We start from the raw sequence: 17466 nt of genomic DNA, 5'->3' as shown, positions 1-17466 counted from the left end.
GTCGCTGCTGGTCTTCTCTGCTATCCGCAGCAAAAGCCAGAGCAGACGCAGGACGAGCGACGGGGCTGGCTGCCGAAAAGCGGCGCTTGGTCAGGCCGCTGAGCATTTCGCATCACCAGCAGTACGTAGTTCGATCACCGAGGGAAGAACGGAGGAGCCCAACGCCATCAGGATCGCCCGGGTAGAAACCGGAGCCCGGGTACCGCAGGACGTCGGTGGTGAGGTGGTCTCCGGTCAAGCTACCGCGATCCCCGCACACCCGGCGAAGCTCAGCTCGGGTCGGCGGAAGCAGAAGGCCGGCGGAGTACCAGGGCCGGCAGACGGTGTAGCAGTTCCTTCGGGGCCCTGGTGTCATAGGCACCAGGGCCCCTCCACGCGTTCCACAGAGAGGTGCGATGACCGCAGACGACTTGTTCAACCGGCTCGATGGGCCGTGACCCCGGATTTTGAACACGTCTATGCGGCTTGGATCAGGATAGTTGCTGCTGGTTGGAGGGCGTTCTCGTAGGCGATCAGAGATCGTTGACCGAGGCGGGAGTGCCGGCGGCGGGTGTTGTATCGGGTCAGCCAGCGGAAGGCGTCGAGCCTTGCCTCGCGCTCGCTCGACCAGCCTTTGCGGCCCTTGAGAGTCTCTCTCTTGAAGGCGGCATCGAAGCTTTCCGCGGCGGCGTTGCCGGCGCTGGATCCGACCGCGCCCATGCTCTGCCGGACCCTTGCTGACCTGCAGATTTCCGCGAAAGTTCTGCTCGTGTATTCGATCCGTGGTCCGTGTGCATGATCGCTCCGGTCGAGTTTCCACGGGTCCGCTCGGCGGCTGTGAAGGCGTCGATGACGAGCTCGGTCCGCATGTGATCGGCGATCGCCCCCCCAGCCAGCCGGCGCGAGGCGAGGTCGGTGACGGTCGCGAGATAAAGCGGCTTCGAACCGCTGACCGGCAGGTGAGTGATGTCGCCGACGTATGCCCTGTTCACCTCGGATGCCGTGAAGTCACGTCCGATCAGGTCCGGTGCCTTCGCCGCGGCCTGGTCCGCGAGCGTGGTGCGGTGGCGGCGGCGCAGACGGACGCCCTCGAGCCCGATGGTCCGCATGATCCTCGCGACTCGCTTGTGGTTGAGCACCGGGCCGCCCTCGTCGCGGAGTTCCGCGGTGATCCTGGGAGCCCCGTAGGTGCCGTCGGAGTCCTGGTGGACCTTGCGTATCCGTGCCGCGATGCCGGCTTCGACGGCCTGCCGGGCAGCCCGTGCTGCCTCGGTGCGGCGCCGGTGGCAGAAGCTCGAGCGCGAGAGCCCGAGGATGTCGCAGAGCCGCTTCACGCCGTGCCGGCGCTGGTGATCGTCAACGAACTGGCAGCGGTTCACCAGCGCGTCTCCATCGCGAAATACCGGGCCGCCTTGCGGAGAATGTTCCGTTCTTCCTCGGTCACGGATCCTTTTGAGGGCGGCGGCCGGTTCCGCCTGAACGGCGTCGCCGCTGGTCCGCGAGGCGGTCGGCGGCTCGGCGTGGGCACCCGAGCGGCGGCCGTCGGTAGCACGAATCCAGTTCCGCAACGTCTCGGTGTTCACTCCGAGATCACCGGCGACGGACTTGATCGTTGTTCCCGGCCTCGAGCGGTACAACGCGACCGCGTCCGCTTTGAACTCGGCGGGGTAGTGCTTCATCCCCACGGGGACTCCGTTCTCTTGCGACCATCAGGATCCAAGCGTCTCCGGTGTCCAACATCAGGGGTCGAGGCCCGGTGTTGCGGTAGTCCAGGTAGTCCGCGAGCCGATCGCGTACCGGGCCAGCGAGCAGGATGGTGCGGTTGGGCAGGAACAGCCTGCCGTCGCGCAGGTCCGTGGCCGTGGCGGTGCGCAGTTCCCTGGAGGTGAGCGGGTGGAAGATCACCAGCGCTGACAGGGCCGCCTTCGGCGCCGCCTGGTCCTGGAGGACCTGGTGGAGGTCGGCGACCTCGGCGGGCGGCAGAGGGACGGTAGCGGTCGGCATGTCGCAGAAGATCCGGGCTGTGGGGTCGGTGAAGATGATCCGCCGGCGCTTGAGAGGCTGGGGGATGTGCCGCAGGCCCTGGAGCACGTTGGCTCGCGGGGTTCCGCTGTCGGGTAGGACATCCAGGACGTCGTCCCGGGTGATGGAGCGCAGAGAGCCCCTGCCCCGGTCTGCCCACGTGCGCAGGGCAGGAAGTGCGGTGTTCACCATGCGCCGGATCCACCGGGGCGACCGTGCCTTCCTCCGTGGTGCGGTGGTACTGCCCGCGAGCATGAGCTCGAACCAGGTGTCCAACTCGTGGCCATCGGTTCGGGGAAGCCAGCGAGGGGTTCGCGGAACCAGGGACCAGGGCGCCACTGGCGGGATGCGGTCATCGTCGAGGATGTGGAGCCAGGACAGCATCAGGTCGCCGCCTGCGGCTCGGGTTTCGGGCACCGGGCCGCTGCCTCCTCCGGCTCTTGGAACAGCAGCACCACCGTGGTGCATTCCAGCACCGCGCAGATGATGTCGAGGTCATGGCGTATTGCGGTCCTGGAGCGCTGCTGCCCGCAGGCCAGTGATCTGCTTCTTCGGTAGGCGCGACTTTATTGTCCAGCGTTTGTTTCCTTTTTTATAAGTGGGTGAATGCTCAGCGATCGCGAAAGAGCGTTCAGATTCCAGTTGTGGAAGATGGATGGGTATTGAGACTTATAAAGGGTAATGCGTGCGTGTATGGCGGCTTCAATCCGAAAGATTCAGGAGTCTTGGTTGCTGCCGCTCGGGAGTGTGCAATGGGAACAGTAAATGGCCGCCGCGAAAGAATGTTCACTATTGCTGTATCGTCGGTGGCATCATTAATTGGCGGCATGGCGGCCATCGAGGCGGGCGCTAAACAGGACCTGTTGTTCTTTGGTGCACGGTGCGCATCGGCCGAGCTTCGGCAACGTCATCTGTCGCGTTCCGGTGCCTTCTTCGCTCCGGGTACACGGCCTAGCGTCGGCTTCAGGACCGGTGCATGGCGGGCCAGGAAGTCCCACAGCTGGTCGGCGACCGGCCCGTGCGGACGGTCACGCCGCCGCGCTGCCGAGAGTTCCTCGACCACACCGGGAAAGTGCTGTCCGGCAATGGAGAGCAGGCTTCCACTGCGCAGCTCAGCCTCGATCATGAACCGCGGCACGTGTCCCCACGCCATGCCGTGCAAGATCAGCTCCTTCTTCATGAGGTGGTCCGGAACAGAGGTCCGGGGCGCGCCCTCGACCAGGAAATGGCCTTGTTCGGAGGGATGCCGCGACGAGTCCCGGACCACGCATTGGGTCAGGGCCTGCATCCGCTGCGGTGTGATGTCGGCGTCCGGAGGGAAGGGCAGGAAGCCCGGCGCCACGACGGGCACCAGGGCGACGCGACCGAGGTCGATCCACTCCATCCGTACGTCGCTCTTGGGGACGCGGTGCACGATGAGGTCGGCTTCGTCCTCCAGGAGTCGCTCCCAGGGGCCGGTGACGGTCTCGAACAGCAGGTGCAGTCGTGTCTGCGGGCGCTGGGCGAAGAAGCTGCTGAGTATCTTGAGTACGGGTGGAAGCGGACACAGGTCCCCGAGCGCTACGCGCAACTCGGACTCTTCGCCCATCGCCAACTGCGCGGCGTAGGTCTGCAGTTCCTCGGCGTCGTGCAACAGGAGGCGCACCTTGCGGTGGAAGGCGTGCCCGGCCTCGGTCAGCTGGACCCGATAGCCCGAACGATCCAGCAGGTCCAGTCCCAGCTGGCGCTCCAGCTTGGCGACCGCTGCGAACACAGAGGGATGCGAGCGGTGCAAGAGATCGGCGGCGGCCTGGAAGCCGCCGCCGCGAACAACGGCGTTGAAGCACTGCAATTCATGGAGCGTGAAGTTCGACATTATCCAAAGAGCCTACAATCCATGTTCGATCTTTGTAATAGATCTATGCAGACAGTGTTCCTAGGCTGAGCGCATAGCCGCTGGATCACTGGAGCTGACATGACTTCTCGAACCCGTGCCGCCATCACCACCGGAGACGGTGTCCGCATCGCCTACCGCTTCGACGGTGATGAGAACAAGCCCGTGCTGCTGCTGTCGAACTCCATCGGTACCGACCTCCACATGTGGGATGGTCAGGTGCCGGCTCTGATCAGGCACTTCCGGCTGCTGCGCTACGACGCACGCGGCCACGGCGCCTCCGGTGCCCCGAGCGGCCCGTACTCCATGGACCGGCTGGGGCGCGATGTCGTGGAACTGCTGGATGCCCTGGGCCTGGAGCGGGTGCACGTGTTGGGGCTGTCTCTAGGGGGAGTGGTCGCGCAGTGGTTGGGGATCCATGTTCCCGAGCGTGTCGACCGTCTTGTGCTCTCCAACACCGCCGCGTACCTCGGCCCGGCGAGTCAGTGGGATCGGCCGATCGCCGAACTGTTGGAGGCCCCCGACATGCAGGTCACCGCGGAGAGGTTCCTGAACAACTGGTTCCCGGCCCGGATGCTGCGGGGCGACAACGAGGTTGTCGAGGGTTTCCGTCGCACTCTGCTCGCCACGCGGCGCGAGGGCGTGGCCGGCAGCTGGGCTGCGGTGCGTGACTACGACCTGCGCCGCACGGCCACACTCATCCAGAACCCGACCTTGGTCATCGCGGGCGAGCATGACACCGTCACGTCGGCCGACCACGGCAAGGAACTCGCCGCGACCGTACCCGGGGCGCGCTTCACCGTCCTGCCCACGGTGCACATGGCGAACGTCGAAGGGCAGACGAAGTTCCTGGAGGCTGTGGTGGGGTTCCTCACAGAAGAACCCTGACCTGTGGTGAAAGACGGAGGGTGGCATGGGCGTGAGCATCAGCAGGGCTGCCCGGGACGACCGGGTAGCCTGCGGTATAGCTCTCACGTGAGCGCCCGCATTCCACCGGTGTGCGGAGTTGACGATCCACACGCCGTCGCTCCATACGGTGGTGTCGTCGCCAGGAGCCGGGTGCTTCGGCGGAGCAGATCGGTTGCCTTGCCACAGACGTTTGACGTCGCCGGGCTGTAGCGGCAAACCCGCACACGCCGCCACCCGCGAAGTCTGGGGAGGTGCGAGCGGCGGACACGTTGCTCGTGATTGCTGACCGGCAGAGAGCATGGACATCGACTGGACCGAACCCAACTGAGCTCATCCGGGCGTGGCTCGCCCTCACCGCCTGGCGGCTGCTCGACGTCTGAGCGACCCGGCGGAAGCCGTGGGCCCCGCTTCGGTCTCCGAGCCGGAGGCCCCGTCATCGCCCGCGCGCCGCCGCCACATCGCGAACCCGGCCGTGGCGAGCAGCAGATACACCGGGACGAGGAGTTCCACGTCCGGGGACGACAGGTGCGCGGACCAGCCCGCGTCGCGCTCGTCTCCCTCGAACACGACCCGGTTGACGGCCAGAAAGGCCAGATGCGCCCCGATGCCGACGCACAGCGGGGCTCGCCGCGCCGCGGTGCGGGCCGTGACGAGCATCAGGCCGAAGAAGGTCAACAGGATCAGGTAGCCGACCGGGTCCTGTCCGCCCGGTGCGAGCCCGACGGGCCCGGCGTCACGCCCGACCAGGGGCGCGACCCCGGCCTCCACCACGGTCGACAGGACGGGCACCACCATGAAGACGGCCGTCGTACCGAGCGCGGAGACCACACCGCCGAACCGGCCGCGCAGCGCGGTCCACGTATGCCCGCGCAGCGTCGTCTCCTCGGGCAGCGCCTCCAGGAGCAGGGCGATCACGCCGTTCGTCACCAGGAATCCGGCCAGCTTGGGCAAGTCCGGCCGGGACCAGCTCAGCAGCCCGGCGGCCGTAGCCAGGCCCAGCACGATCGCCGCGGCCCCGCACGTGACCCCCGCGCCGACGCACAGGGCTCGCAGGTTCCCCACCGGGCCACCGAAGCCGATGTCGCGCAGGGAGCTGCCGCGGCGGCGCAGCGCGAGTACGACCAGCGGCACCGCCATGGCGCTGACCAGCGTGGCCGGAACGAGCCGCGCCGCGAAGCCGGTGAGGCCGAGGCCCTCGGCAAGCACGGGCCCTACCGCCGTGCCCGCGCCGAGCGCCACGCCCATGATGAGGCCGCCTCCGAGTGCCCGTCCCAGAGCCACTGTCCCTCCTCGATGTCGTTCGCCGTCGCTCGTCCGCGAGGCAAGGGGTACTCACCATCGTGGGCGTCCCTGCGATCACGGGAGTCGTGACGGTGGAGGAGATCGCTGTACATCTTTCGATGCAGCGTCCGGTCACATCGGGGAGGGGCCGACGGCCTGGTCGACGCCGGACACCTGCCCGACGCGAGCCCCGCTCACCTGCTCGGCACGCAAATCCAGGCCGGGGCAAGACCGCCGCTGTGCGGATGGCGCTCAGCAAAGTGCCCCCAGGCTGGAAGGTGACGTGGGTGCCGATACCGGTGCGCCCGTCGGTGGTCGGGATGAGGCGTGCGGCATTCGACGCGCTGGCGCTGGCGGCCCGCTTCCCACACGTCGGCGCTGGCTGACGCAGTGGTCGCGGGGGCTCTGTGCGAGGGGTGGAAGGCACAGCGCCTGCCGGTGCAGTGCCTGGAGTACCTGCAGAGCCGGTGGGCCACCCCGGCACCCCGGCTGCCGAGCGGTCATGGTGTTACTCGGTGCGCAGTGAGGTGGCCGTACGGGTCCTGGTCGCCCAGAACGCCGGGGCCAGGCCACCCAGCACGGCCAGGACGACTCCACCGAGTCCGAGCAGGAGTAACTGAGCCGGCCCGTACACATCGAGCACTGACGACGGCATGGTGGTGCCCACGGCGCGTGCCATGACCGGCATGACGAGGCTGTGCAGCAGGTATCCCACGGGTACACCCAGCAGTCCGCCGGCCACACCGATCGCGGCCACCGAGGCGAGCACGAGGCTCAGGGTCTGCCGCGGCGTCATGCCGATCGCCTTGCAGACGCCCAGGTCGTGGACGCGTTCCAGGGTGGCGAGGACGACGGAGTCGAGCACGCCGAGGCCGGCTACGGCGACCAGTATGAGGGTGAGCAGCCCGGCCATCGCTTGCATGATGAGGATGACGCCCTTTTGTTCCCCCGGAGGGATGGTCGCGGCGTCGCCGCCCAGCGGCCGCACCACCGACGCGAGCTTGCGGGCGTAGTCGTGTGCCGAGACGCCGGATTTCACCTTGACGAGGAACGTACTGGGCTCGGCAGACGGGAAATCGGCCATGTCCGCGTGGATCGCCGGCTGGTTGCCCGACGTGTCGAAGGACTCGCCCACGATCTTCAGGTCGGCGCTCTCCTTCTCGTGGGTCACCCGCACGGTGTCGCCGACCTTGGTGCTGGTCCGCTCCAGGAAGCGGGTGGGCACCACGACCTGCCCCTCACCAGTGAGCCAGTGCCCGGAGAGCATCTCGTAGCTGCCGTCGTGTGCATCGCCTTCGTAGAGGTTGGCCTGAACCGAACCGGAGGCGCCGGCCACGACGACCTCGGTCTGGAGCTTGCCGTAATACGAGTCCAGGCCGGCCTGGGACTTGATGGCGGACCGTACCTTGACCGGGTCGGCGACCTTGGCCTTGGCCGGGTCAGGCATGCCACGGGCCACCTGAGACGGGCTCGCCTCACCGCCCACGACGGGAGGCGGCGGGGGCGCGATGTCGTTCATCCTGACCGTCGTCACGGTGACCGAGGCACGGTTCTGTGGATTCTGTGACGTGCTGATCGCGCCCAGGGACAAGGTCAGCCCCACCGCGAAGGTCACGGCGATGGTGCCGAACGCCACCGCGAGCACCATCGCGAGGGCGCGGACGAGATGAGTGAAGGGGGTCGCGAGACCGTAGGTCACCGGTCGCGGCAGGGGCAGCCGCCCCAGCACCTTGTGCGCCCGCTGTCCGCGTCCCGTGCGCGGAGCCCGGCCCACCGCGATGGCCTCGACGGTGTGCAGCTTCCCGGCCCGCCGTGCGGGAATCAGCGCCGCGAGCCCCACGACGGCCAGGGCTGCGGCCGGCACCGTTACATCCACCCACCAAGCCACGGAAAGCGAGACGGTGCCCTACACCGACTCCGCGTCCGCCAGCATCGGCACCGCCAGGACGTTGCCCATCAGTACCCCCAGGATGATGCCGGTGACGGCCGGGACCATCGCCTGGGCCACGTAGGCGCGGACGATCTCGCGCGGAGTGAAGCCGAGGGCCTTGAGGATGCCGATCCTGCGCAGACCGACGCCGACCGCGCCGCTGATCACGCTGCTGACGGTAATCACCGACATCACGATGCCGAGTACACCGAAAGCCATCACGAACGGGACGGTCGCTGCCGCACCCTGATCCGCCTCGCGCTTGGTGTCCAGCCAGGACCGCGTACCCAGCAGTGCTGCGGAGCCCGTGACGGAGTCGAGCTGCATCCGATCGGCGAGGATCTGGTGCTTAGTGGCCGCGGAGTCGAAGCGGTAGAGCATCTGATACGTGACGGAGTGGCCCTGCGACGCCACCGCTTCGACCTGCGCCGGAGTGGCCCAGGAGTCGGCGGTCTTGCTGGTGGACAGGGCGAAGCCGACGACCTTGAGGGCTGGGGCGCTCGCGGTGCCCGAAGTGCTTTTGAGGATCGATCCGATCTCTGTGCCCGGCCCCTCGAACGAGGTGCTGAGCACGATCTCGCCCGGCTCTTGGACCCAGCGGCCGGACTTCATCTCCACCCGGTCCACGGCACTGTCCGCGCCGGACCGCCCGACCAGGGTCATCGTCGGAAGCCGAAAGCCTGTCTGATCCACCGGGCGGAACGACGTGGAGGAGTACGGTCCCGCACTCGCAGTGACGCCGTCCAGCTTCCTGGTCGCCGCCAGTTCCGCCGTGCTCACCCTGGCAGGATCGAACTGTGCCGTGAGGTGCGCGCCCCGCTGCTTGGCGAAGGCATGGTCGAAGGGCGCGGCCGCGGCGACCATCAGCGATCCGGCAACCACGGCCGAAGCCACGGCCATCATCGTGGCGATGGCGATCACCACGGTCTGCACCCGCCGTCGGCTCACCCCGGAGCGCACGACTCGGCTCAGCGCGCCGGCGCCGAACAGGCTCGTCGGGAGGCCTGCGCGTGCGTGTCGCGGGCGAGGTGACCGTCGATGAGGTGGATCGTGCGGCTCGCGACCGTCTCGGCCAGTGACAGGTCATGCGTCACCAGCACGATGGTCTGGCCACCGCGGTGCAGGTCCATCAGCAGGTCGCGGACGTCGTGGCCCGAGGCGGTGTCGAGCGCACCGGTGGGCTCGTCGGCGAGCAGCAGTTCGGGCCGGTTGATCAACGCCCTGGCGACGCCGACCCGCTGGCGTTCACCCCCGGACAGCCGGCCCGGGTAGGCGCGGGCGTGCTTCTGAATGCCCAGCATCTCCATGAGCTCGCCCGCGCGGGACGCGGAGTCGCGCCGCCTGGTCCCGGTCAGCTGGGCCGGAAGCTGGATGTTGTCGCAGACAGTGAGGTCGTCGAGGAGGTTGAAGAACTGGAAGGCCATGCCGATGTGCGCGCGACGGAACGTGGCCAGGGCGTGCTGGCTCAACTGGTCGATCCGCCGCCCGGCCACGATCACAGCGCCGTCCGTAGGCTTGTCCAGGCCGGCGACGAGGTTGAGCAGCGTGGACTTGCCGCTGCCGGAAGGGCCTGTCACGGCAAGGGCCTCACCCCTGGCGACGCTGAGTGTGAGCGGTCCGAGCGCGGGCGTGTCGGCGCTGTCGTAGCGCTTCGCCACACGTTCCAGTTCGATCACTTGATGCATACGAGAAGCCCGTCCTTACGGTCACGAGAGGCGCATGCCGTTACCGGCCCTGTGAACATAGGTGCCGCTGCTCGCGATGCGCGTCGGCCGTGGAACCACTATCAGCCCCTCCCCTCGGACGAACCGGCCGCTGACTCCTACCCGAGGACGAGGACCCAAGGATGGTGTCCTGGTCAGTCAGGCGGACGAGGGCCGGGTGCAGAACCCAGCACAATGTGCGGATGGAGACGGAAGACTGGCGCAGCAGGCAGCAGCAACTCCTCGACGCCTTGCGCCCTGAGCCGAGGGCCGCGCCACTGTCCGGACGAGCGGTACGCGCCGATGTGGCGCTGGCGATCGTCCTCACCGGTGCCGCTCTGTACATCGCGGTGCGCTACCCCGGCGACGGGCCGGTGACCATCAATCCGCCCAAGACCGACGTCGGCACCGGGATCCCGGTCCCGCCGCCCCCTGGTCCTGATCAGGCACCCGTTGAGGAAGCTCTGCCTCCCGTGCCCTGTGCCCTGGGGCCTGGTCCTCGCGTCGACGCTGCCTCTCGCCCTCCGGCGCCGCTTTCCGCTGGCCGTCTTCGCGACAGTGCTGGGCGCGAGCCTGGCCGTCGGCGGTTCCGCCACCTGGATAACCGTCCTGGCCTGCGTCATCGCCGCCTACAGTGCCGTCGTGTACAGCCGATACCGGATCTTGTCGATCGTCGGCCTGGTGGTCGCCGCCGTGTTGTCCGGTTTCGCCTTCCGCCATGCGGATCCGGTCGTCCCGGGATGGTCCAGCCCGGGTTTCGTGCTGCTGGTGGCCGGGATGCTGGCCAGCCTCGTCCGTTTCCTGCACCTACGACTGGCCTCCAGCAGGGAACGGGTCACCGAACTGCAGGCGGCCCAGGAGCAGGCCATGCGGCAAGCCGTTGAGGAGGAACGTGCCCGTATCGCCGCCGAACTCCATGACGTCGTCACGCACAATGTGAGCGTGATGGTGATCCAGGCGGGCGCGGCACGCAAAGTCATGAACGTGATGCCGGAGCAGTCCAAGGAAGCGTTGCTGGCCGTCGAGGCAGGCGGGCGGGCCGCGATGGCAGAACTGCGGCACGTGATGGGCCTGTTGGCCGCCACGGACCAGGAGAAGCCCGACGTCCCGGAGCCCCAGCCCGGGCTCGCGCAGCTCGACGCGCTGGTCACACGAGTCCGCGCCGCCGGGACGCCCGTGAGCGTCGAACTGTCGCTGCCCCCGCAACCGCTGCCACCAGGCGTGGACCTCGCGGCGTATCGAGTCGTGCAGGAGGCGCTGACCAACACCCTCAAACACGCACGCGGTGCGGAGGCGACCCTCTCCATCGATTACACCGACACCAGTCTGCACATCGAGGGCGCGGACACCGGCGGCTCGAGAAGCTGCCCGCCGGTGGAGAGCAACGGCCGCGGCCACCTGGGCCTGCGTGAACGACTGGCCGTCTACGGAGGCGAGCTGACGGCTGGGCCGACTCCGGCCGGCGGCTACCGGGTCACCGCCCGTATCCCACGGACCGCAGCATGACGAGGGACAAGCCGCAGCTGCGGGTGGTCATCGCGGACGACCAGGCCCTCGTGCGCACTGGCTTCACCATGATCCTGGCCGCCGACGGCATCAAGGTGACCGCCGAGGCGGCTGACGGGGCCGAGGCCGTCGCAGCGGTCCGTCGTACACGGCCTGACGCCGTCCTCATGGACATCCGGATGCCGGAGATGGACGGTATCGAGGCCACCCGGCGCATCCTCGCCAGTGACGATCTGCAGACGACCCGGGTCATCATCCTCACCACATACGACCTCGACCACTACGTCTACGCCGCGCTCACCGCCGGCGCCAGTGGTTTCCTGCTCAAGGACGTCTCACCGGAACACCTGGTGGCCGCCCTGCGCCTGGTGCAGTCCGGCGATGCTCTCCTGGCACCCACGATCACCCGTCGGCTGATCGAACGCTTCGCCCAGCCAGACGAACCACAGACCATCGCCCGGCACCGTGACCTGGCCACCCTGACCCTGCGGGAACTGGAGGTGCTGCGCCTGCTCGCGACGGGCCTCAGCAACGCCGAACTCGCCTCCCGGCTCTTTCTCAGCCCGACCACGATCAAGAGCCACGTCGGCCGCATCCTGTCCAAGCTGGACCTGCGCGACCGTGTCCAGGCCGTCGTCTTCGCCTACGAGACGGGGCTGGTCACCCCCGGAGGGGGAGGCGCCCCGAGATCGGACAATTGAGCATGAACGGAGTGGAACCACCCCCTGACCCGGGCCGATAGGCCGGTAGGAAGGCCTCCACATGACGTGCGCGAGAACAAGGGCACTACACGGACAGGCCGCTTGAGCCCGGGTGCACCTCTGCACCCGGCCCAGCCTGCATCGGCCCTGTGTCTAGGCCCCCGCGTTCTTCACTGAGCTGTACCTCCCCTTCCGCGACCACGCAGTCGTAGGCAACACCTGCTACGCCGCTCCCGCCCCGGGCACGCCGCTACGGCTGCGCATCGACTTCACACGCACCATCCACGCGGACACCTGTGGCGGACTGCGTGTCGCAGTCGGCCACCCGGAACGCGGGGCGATCGACGCGGTGGCGCTCAGCTTCCGGGACCATGGAACATTCCATCGCCGCGACGAAGCCACCAACACCCGGCCGAACACCAAGCAGTACGGCACAAACACCACCGCCCCTGCCGCCCGCCATGGGACGGGTCCGCCACCACCGGGCTGCGCGATGCCCTCGAGCGGTACACGGCCGTCTGGTTACCCGGCGCCTGGGCCGCCTCCGCGCCCAAGCGAGCGTCGCTCGCAGAGTCATCGTCCAAGCCCGCGGTCAGTACGTTCGGGTACCGGATCCGGACAACCCGCTTCCGCGGGATACCTCGACCGTGTTCCCGTCCGAGCACGGCCGGGAAGCCAGATCTCAGAAACCAAACCGACACCCGACACCCGAGAGGAAAGGGCATCATCGATGAAGAGGACTTCGCCCGGGAAGCCGAAGACGCGGGCGCACGTCGTGGACGCCCGGTGGTCACACCCGGTGGAGGAGTCCGACCACACGTGGTCAGCCCCGGAGGGCTACGTCATCGTGGGCCGCGAACACCAGGGAGGCCCCGGCGGCAACACTCGCTACCGGTACGCGCGCCTGGTCCTCGCAGGGCGGGAGCTGACCGTACGTGACGTCCGGTGGAGCCGCCCGTGGACAGAGGCCGACGGTGTCGCCCACGCGGCGCCGGACGATCATGTTCTGGTGGGCCGGGAGCACATCGGCGAGGGGAGCGGTACAACCCGCCACCAGTACGCGCGGCTCATGGCCGGGACGGTGGCCTGTTCTGTGACGCCCGGCGAGTGGTCCGCCGAGCTGACAGAGGAGTGGAGCGTGTACCGGGCGCCGGCCGACGCCGTACTGCTCGGCCGCCGGTGCGTCGAGGGCGAGAAGATCAGGAGCCGGTATCTGCCGGGAACGGTGGAAGCCTGACCCCGGTGGCCACGGCGACCGCCCCGGCCGCTGATCCGCTGTTCAGCCGGGGGCGACTCGGACGTCCGGCAACCATGGGACACCCCGACTGCGGCGATCTCTGCTGGGTTGACGTTCGATATGCGGGTGAACAGTGGTACGCGTCGATGAGAGGGGACCACGAAGTGGTCGGATGAGGCGGAGGTCGAGGCGGAGCAGCGGAACGAGTACGAACCAGCCATCTGACGAGGGCCCCGGGCGTGGGTCCCTTCGGGCCAGACCCCGTGGCCCTCTCTGCGGCTCAAGTGACTCGCCCGCGGAACTGTTCGGGTAGATCGACTTTCCGGCCCTCCCGGTGAGCTTGTCGACAGACGAAGCAGAGGCCGCCTCCTCGATCGGCAACGGGGCGACCTGGATCGTCGGTGGCCCGAGGAAGTATGTGCTGGGGGCATTTCAACGCCATGCGCGGGTTCTATCGTGGTGCATCCCAGCGGCAATTTCTTGTCGTGCTCTGGTGGGACTGCCTCGGACCGTCTCACCGTCGGTTCAGGACAGCAGCTGGGAATCACGTGAACTTCTGCCTGGGGAATTTCACGGTCGTCCGTCAGCCCCCGACTGGTGGGGTTGCTCACAGACGGCTGATGTCGGCGCTATGGGCGCGACGAACGGGTGCCCGGGCGGGGGGTGAGGCGGATCCAGCCGGCAGGTGGGGCCAAGAGCGTGCGGACGTGAGGCCTGCGAGTGCGCAGTCGCACGCTTCCCCGATAACCACCGAGGATGACGTGGCCGAGGTGTTCGAGGGCCTTGACGGCGAAGCCGTTCGCCGGGCACATGCCCTCGCCTTTGCCGAAGGGGATGTAGGAGCGCCGCTGGTCGTCGGTCAACTGTTCCCAGCGCGAAGGCCGGAAGTCCAGGGGCCTGTCCCATACGGCCGCCGACCGGTGGAGCGCGTGCGTGCCGATCATGACGTGCTCGCCCTCGTGGGCCCGGGAGCCGCCTATGTCGTGGTCGGCGCTGGCCACCCTGATCAGGCGCCAGGCGGTCGGATACAGGCGCAGCGTCTCCTTGACCAGCCGATGGACGTGCTCTCGCCGGACCGCCGGGGTGTTATAGCCGTGCTTGACGCCAAGCATCACCATCCATTCGAGGGTAACGCCGGTGAAGCCGACCGTGGAAAGGACAAGGCGTTGCAGCAACTGCGCGCGATCGGCTGGGGACATTTCTCCGGGCAGGCCCAGCACCAGGTCGACCAGGTCTTGCGCACCGCTTTCGGGCGCCGGCAGTCGTCCGAGCTGTTCGGCGAGCCCGGACCGGACGGCGGGCACTGTACGGTGTGAGCGCCTCAGTACATGGCCGACGATGTCGTCGGGGACGACGCTCGACGTCACGTAGGCGTCAACGAGCGCGTTGATTTCGGTATGCCGCCGGTGCGCGATGACGGGGGCGAAGTACCGCCGGGCCAATTCAACGCCCCAGTGCTGGTGCCGCAGGCGGCCGCGGCCGTCACTCACCTCACTGATGGCGGCGGCAAGGTCGAACGACGACGCGAGGTCATGCCGGGCCAGGACCCTGAGCAACTCGCGGGAGGCCGCACTCCGAACTGCCTGGGGCAGGGGTGCGGGTCCGAGGCGGAAGAAGCCGGACTGGAACAGGTAGTGGCCGGCCGAGTCGTCCAGGACGTCTCGGGCCGTGTCGGCATCAGCCACGAAGAGAGTGCCGAAACGGAGTCTGAACGGGCCCTCGTGGTCCGCGGCCTGCTCCTCCCACCGTCGCAGTTGCGGCCACAGACTCTTCCTGTCCAGGAGCATGCGTCGTCCGCCCATCTGACGGAGGACAGGACGCCCGGCGGTCCGTCCGCTCGTCCCATCCCTTCGCGGAGGTCAGGCGTTGTGCCCGTACCTGTCGCCGTACTGGTTGCGGCGTGCACGCGCCTCACCGCTGAGCGCCCGAAGACTCCTGATGAACCATGACATCGCGGCGGTCCTCATTCTCGGTCGGGGTTGTTCCTGGGCCGGTTGTACGGTGTCAGTCCTGCCGCCCGTAGTTGATGAAGTATCCGTGCCACCGTGCACGCAACTCACCGCTGAACGCCCGAAGGCTGCTGGTCACCCACGACATCGTGGACCTCCTCGTCGGTCGGTGCTCTTCGGCTGTGCCGCGTGATGCGGCACCCCGGCGGTTCTCCGCAGAGGCACCTGACGCTACTCCCGCAGCGGCCCTGGGTGAACTGCCGGAACCAGCCGAAGATGGTGGTGCGCCCGGGGCAGGGAGCCAGCGCCGAAGTGGGTTGCAGGAGGCCGTGGCCACACGGCCCGAAGTGGGCGGCTGGTCTGCTGGTGCATGCGGTGAGGGCGAGGTTGTGCATGGGGGTGACGGTGGACGGCGTCGTGGAGGCCGTCGCGCCCCTGCGGCGGCAGTCCTGCGCATGGTGAGCTGGCATGGGGCATCGCAGCTTGTCCGACCGAGCCGTTCCTCTCTTTGCGCGAACAGGGGCCCAGCCTCAACCGGGGTCCCGACCTTTCGCTCGCTCGTCGGCGTCAACGTCGTAAGCGTGCGTAACTCGCAGGTGGTACCTGTGTTCAGGTCGCCCCTCAAGGGAACACCGACCACAGAAGGCCAGCTTGAAGTATGTGGCCCATCCCGTAAACGCGGCTTTACAGACAAGAAGAGAATCATGCCGCGGGGTCATCCGAATGCTGAATCGTTCCGTCGCGGGAGTGTCTGCATGCAACATTGCAGACGACAAGGAGCCCGTGAATGGCCACTTGGAAGCACATCAGCGGCGGACTCGTCCGGATCTCGGCCGGGTCCAGGACCAACGTGTGGGGCGTCAACTCGGCCGGGAACATCTACCGCTACACCAACAACGACGCCAGCCCCTGGATGCAGGTCCCGGGGGCGCTGACGGACATCGGTGCCGCCGCGGACGGCACCGTCTGGGGCGTGAACTCGGCCGGGAACATCTACCGCTACACCGGCGACCAGGAAAACGGCCACTGGAAGCACATCAGCGGCGGACTCGTCCGGATCTCGGCCGGGTCCAGGACCAACGTGTGGGGCGTCAACTCGGCCGGGAACATCTACCGCTACACCAACAACGACGCCAGCCCCTGGATGCAGGTCCCGGGGGCGCTGACGGACATCGGTGCCGCCGCGGACGGCACCGTCTGGGGCGTGAACTCGGCCGGGAACATCTACCGCTACACCGGCGACCAGGAAAACGGCCACTGGAAGCACATCAGCGGCGGACTCACGGCGATCTCAGCAGGCTCCCGCACCTCGGTCTGGGGGACGAACGCCGGCGGAAACATCTACCGCTACGCCAACAACGACGCCAGCCCCTGGGCGCAGATCCCCGGTGCCCTCGCCGACATCGGAGCAGGCGTGGACGGCACCGTCTGGGGCGTCAACTCCGCCGGCAACATCTACCGCTACACCGGCGATCTGCCCGGCTGACCCCCAACTACCCAGCACCACCGCCGCCAGAAGCCAGGCCGGTCACGTCCCCCAGGCGTGACCGGGATCAGCACAACCGGGAACCGACGAGTCCGGGCAGACGAGCTGCGCCGGTCTCTACTGATTTTCTCGTGAGTTCGGTGGGTGTGGTGGGTGGATGGTCAGGCCTCGTGTGGGCGAGGAAGGACCATGGCAGTCGGGGGTTGGTGTTGATGCGGTGGATGCCTTTCCCGAAGGCATCGAGGCATACCCGGCGGACACGGCCCCAATGACGCGGTCGGCGGTCTTGCCTCACGCGTGAGGCAAGACTGACAGGCTCGTCCAGGTACGTCGCAGCAAGGTCGCTGCGGGTGAGCGTGACCATGCTGGCCCATATGTCAGCGTTACCGCGTCCGTGCAACTCATCCTTCGCAGCGCTGCGGCGGTGCAGCAGCACCCGTCTTGCCCGGGCCGTGCAGCGCAGCCGGGGGCTGCTGTCCGGGAAGGGGAGGGGGTGGCTCGGTATGGTCACGGTCGCTGACAGGGTTTCCGGTGTCATTGCGCGGTTGGCGTCCAGTGGCCGACTGCAGAACGCACTGCTGCGGCGATGAGTGTCCGTAGATGTGTGGCCTGTGCTCGGCCCGCATCAGCAGGCGATCGCATGCCCGGCAAGAACGGCAAGCCGAAGGGTTCAGGGGCGAGCTCAGCGTTCATTCTGTGCTGACGAGCTGGTGCGTGATGGCGGGTGAGGCGTCCTGCCTGGCAGATGGCGTGATCCGACTGTGGTGATCATGGTGAATCGGGCGGTGCTGGCGCATCGGGTGTTCATGGGGGTCTCGCAGCGTCATCTCATCCTTCTGGTCGAGGAGGTGGCGGTGCCGTGGCAGGCCGGGCTCGAGGGTCGCCGTCAT

13 protein-coding genes and 2 pseudogenes are annotated in these 17466 nt (G+C 67.9%); 6 read left to right on the top strand and 9 right to left on the bottom strand.

The window, feature by feature from the left end:
- Positions 1-456: 456 nt before the first annotated feature.
- The 4 genes and pseudogenes from RIF68_RS36395 to RIF68_RS02040 form a co-directional block, all read right to left on the bottom strand.
- The gene (locus RIF68_RS36395; protein ID WP_375165661.1) at positions 457-699 is read right to left on the bottom strand and encodes an integrase core domain-containing protein; all 243 of its coding nucleotides are present in this window, start codon (positions 697-699) and stop codon (positions 457-459) included.
- Positions 700-800: 101 nt separating this feature from the next.
- Positions 801-1658 (bottom strand): annotated as a pseudogene (locus RIF68_RS02050) (IS3 family transposase); the annotation flags it as partial.
- On the bottom strand, positions 1570-2193 hold the full coding sequence (locus tag RIF68_RS02045) for a hypothetical protein (RefSeq protein ID WP_309049346.1): 624 nt from the start codon (positions 2191-2193) through the stop codon (positions 1570-1572). The gene RIF68_RS02045 and the pseudogene RIF68_RS02050, both read right to left, overlap by 89 nt.
- 715 nt (positions 2194-2908) lie before the next feature.
- Positions 2909-3856 carry a LysR family transcriptional regulator gene (locus tag RIF68_RS02040; protein WP_076682017.1) on the bottom strand — a complete coding sequence of 316 codons (948 nt, stop codon included), beginning with the start codon at positions 3854-3856 and terminating at the stop codon, positions 2909-2911.
- A gap of 99 nt (positions 3857-3955) precedes the next feature.
- On the opposite strand from RIF68_RS02040, the gene RIF68_RS02035 reads away from it, so the two are divergent.
- Positions 3956-4762 carry an alpha/beta fold hydrolase gene (locus RIF68_RS02035; RefSeq protein WP_309049345.1) on the top strand — a complete coding sequence of 269 codons (807 nt, stop codon included), beginning with the start codon at positions 3956-3958 and terminating at the stop codon, positions 4760-4762.
- Between the two features lie 372 nt (positions 4763-5134).
- Here RIF68_RS02035 and RIF68_RS02030 read toward each other — a convergent pair whose 3' ends face one another.
- The 4 genes from RIF68_RS02030 to RIF68_RS02015 all read right to left on the bottom strand — a co-directional run bounded on the left by RIF68_RS02030 (position 5135) and on the right by RIF68_RS02015 (position 9679).
- Positions 5135-6064: a hypothetical protein gene (locus RIF68_RS02030; protein WP_309049344.1), complete on the bottom strand. Its 930-nt coding sequence runs from the start codon at positions 6062-6064 to the stop codon at positions 5135-5137.
- Between the two features lie 508 nt (positions 6065-6572).
- A complete protein-coding gene (locus RIF68_RS02025; RefSeq protein WP_309049343.1) occupies positions 6573-7928 on the bottom strand; it encodes an FtsX-like permease family protein in 1356 nt (451 codons plus the stop codon).
- 42 nt (positions 7929-7970) lie between these two features.
- Positions 7971-8918, bottom strand: a complete 948-nt coding sequence (locus RIF68_RS02020) for an FtsX-like permease family protein (RefSeq protein ID WP_309049342.1) — start codon at positions 8916-8918, stop codon at positions 7971-7973.
- Positions 8919-8962: 44 nt separating this feature from the next.
- Positions 8963-9679, bottom strand: a complete 717-nt coding sequence (locus tag RIF68_RS02015; protein ID WP_309049341.1) for an ABC transporter ATP-binding protein — start codon at positions 9677-9679, stop codon at positions 8963-8965.
- Positions 9680-10177: 498 nt separating this feature from the next.
- Here RIF68_RS02015 and RIF68_RS02010 point away from each other — a divergent pair, with 498 nt between their 5' ends.
- The 4 genes and pseudogenes from RIF68_RS02010 to RIF68_RS01995 all read left to right on the top strand — a co-directional run bounded on the left by RIF68_RS02010 (position 10178) and on the right by RIF68_RS01995 (position 13141).
- Complete coding sequence (locus RIF68_RS02010; RefSeq protein ID WP_309049340.1) at positions 10178-11203, top strand: histidine kinase; 1026 nt, start codon at positions 10178-10180, stop codon at positions 11201-11203.
- Positions 11200-11904: a response regulator transcription factor gene (locus tag RIF68_RS02005; protein ID WP_309049339.1), complete on the top strand. Its 705-nt coding sequence runs from the start codon at positions 11200-11202 to the stop codon at positions 11902-11904. Before RIF68_RS02010 ends, RIF68_RS02005 begins: the two co-directional genes overlap by 4 nt.
- A gap of 178 nt (positions 11905-12082) precedes the next feature.
- Positions 12083-12498 (top strand): annotated as a pseudogene (locus RIF68_RS02000) (hypothetical protein); the annotation flags it as partial.
- 136 nt (positions 12499-12634) lie between these two features.
- Positions 12635-13141 (top strand): hypothetical protein, encoded by a 507-nt coding sequence (locus RIF68_RS01995; protein WP_309049338.1) that lies wholly within the window; start codon positions 12635-12637, stop codon positions 13139-13141.
- A gap of 629 nt (positions 13142-13770) precedes the next feature.
- Here RIF68_RS01995 and RIF68_RS01990 read toward each other — a convergent pair.
- On the bottom strand, positions 13771-14826 hold the full coding sequence (locus tag RIF68_RS01990) for a cytochrome P450 (protein WP_237283289.1): 1056 nt from the start codon (positions 14824-14826) through the stop codon (positions 13771-13773).
- Between the two features lie 1051 nt (positions 14827-15877).
- Here RIF68_RS01990 and RIF68_RS01985 point away from each other — a divergent pair.
- Complete coding sequence (locus RIF68_RS01985; protein ID WP_076682005.1) at positions 15878-16576, top strand: tectonin domain-containing protein; 699 nt, start codon at positions 15878-15880, stop codon at positions 16574-16576.
- Positions 16577-17466 lie beyond the last annotated feature (890 nt).

Source organism: Streptomyces sp. (genome assembly GCF_031178505.1).
Classification (GTDB): domain Bacteria; phylum Actinomycetota; class Actinomycetes; order Streptomycetales; family Streptomycetaceae; genus Streptomyces; species Streptomyces gulbargensis.
Note: the sequence above shows the minus strand (reverse complement) of the source record. Positions and strands in the feature narration are given on the sequence as shown.

Bases quoted from the DNA above. Each gene is read 5' to 3' on its own strand.
- RIF68_RS36395 (WP_375165661.1), bottom strand. From the start codon at position 699: ATGGGCGCGGTCGGATCCAGCGCCGGCAACGCCGCCGCGGAAAGCTTC.
- RIF68_RS02045 (WP_309049346.1), bottom strand. From the start codon at position 2,193: ATGGTGAACACCGCACTTCCTGCCCTGCGCACGTGGGCAGACCGGGGC.
- RIF68_RS02040 (WP_076682017.1), bottom strand. From the start codon at position 3,856: ATGTCGAACTTCACGCTCCATGAATTGCAGTGCTTCAACGCCGTTGTT.
- RIF68_RS02035 (WP_309049345.1), top strand. From the start codon at position 3,956: ATGACTTCTCGAACCCGTGCCGCCATCACCACCGGAGACGGTGTCCGC.
- RIF68_RS02015 (WP_309049341.1), bottom strand. From the start codon at position 9,679: ATGCATCAAGTGATCGAACTGGAACGTGTGGCGAAGCGCTACGACAGC.
- RIF68_RS02005 (WP_309049339.1), top strand. From the start codon at position 11,200: ATGACGAGGGACAAGCCGCAGCTGCGGGTGGTCATCGCGGACGACCAG.
- RIF68_RS01995 (WP_309049338.1), top strand. From the start codon at position 12,635: ATGAAGAGGACTTCGCCCGGGAAGCCGAAGACGCGGGCGCACGTCGTG.
- RIF68_RS01985 (WP_076682005.1), top strand. From the start codon at position 15,878: ATGGCCACTTGGAAGCACATCAGCGGCGGACTCGTCCGGATCTCGGCC.